The organism is Bartonella sp. AD328YNZD (assembly GCF_042196425.1).
Genome location: NZ_JBHIQG010000661.1, coordinates 1 through 845 on the forward strand (window position 1 = coordinate 1; position 845 = coordinate 845).

At 42.0% G+C, this 845-nt stretch carries 2 protein-coding genes; both read left to right on the forward strand.

The window, feature by feature from the left end:
* Positions 1-189: 189 nt before the first annotated feature.
* Positions 190-597, forward strand: coding sequence for a 30S ribosomal protein S6 (gene rpsF / locus ACFIO3_RS14325; RefSeq protein WP_375606290.1), 408 nt, complete (start codon positions 190-192; stop codon positions 595-597).
* On the forward strand, positions 597-845 hold the full coding sequence (gene rpsR / locus ACFIO3_RS14330) for a 30S ribosomal protein S18 (protein ID WP_375606469.1): 249 nt from the start codon (positions 597-599) through the stop codon (positions 843-845). The genes rpsF and rpsR overlap by 1 nt, the downstream gene beginning before the upstream one ends.

Consider the following 845-nt stretch of genomic DNA (forward strand, 5'->3'; position numbering starts at 1 on the left):
ACTTTAGCTGGAGGTTGAACGGAGGGCTGTGAAATCAGTAGGAAATACAATGTTTCCGACCTCCCGTGTCTCCGCTCTGAGATGTCTCGAATTGTAAACGCGTCCTTTCTTCTTTGGATTTCCAAAAAAGACAAGTCGCAGAGGCTTTGCGCTAAAACCGGTGGAATTTAATTGAAGAAAGGCAAAACAATGGCTCTTTATGAACATATGTTCCTTGCTCGACAAGACATTGCACCGCAACAAGTTGATGAACTTTTGAGTCTCTACAAAGGTGTCATTGAAGCGCAGGGTGGAAAAGTTGGGCGTGTAGAAAATTGGGGACTTCGTCCTCTTGCTTACCGTATTCGAAAAAACCGTAAGGCTTATTATGTATTGGTCAATATTGATGCACCAGCTACAGCAATTGCTGAAATGGAGCGTCAGATGCGCATCAATGAGGATGTTTTGCGTTACATGACCATTCGTGTAGAAAAACATGAAAAAGAAAAATCTGCTATGCTCTCACATCTTGATCGCAATAGCCACATTGGTCATGATGAGGAGCGTTCTCGTTCCCCGCGTCGTCAACGTGAAAATGCTATAGAAGGGGTAGAATGATGACTGATACTAATCAAAACTCTGCACGTCGCCCCTTTCATCGCCGTCGCAAAACATGTCCTTTTTCAGGAGTTAATGCACCGAAAATTGATTATAAAGATATCAAATTGTTACAACGTTATATCTCTGAACGTGGAAAAATTGTTCCTTCACGGATTACAGCTGTTAGTCAAAAAAGACAGCGTGAATTAGCTAACGCTATCAAACGTGCTCGCTTTTTAGGCTTACTTCCGTACGTTATAAAGTAA

What these genes read in the sequence shown, in the direction of transcription:
- rpsF (WP_375606290.1), top strand. Translation starts at nt 190, where the DNA reads ATGGCTCTTTATGAACATATGTTCCTTGCTCGACAAGACATTGCACCG.
- rpsR (WP_375606469.1), top strand. Translation starts at nt 597, where the DNA reads ATGACTGATACTAATCAAAACTCTGCACGTCGCCCCTTTCATCGCCGT.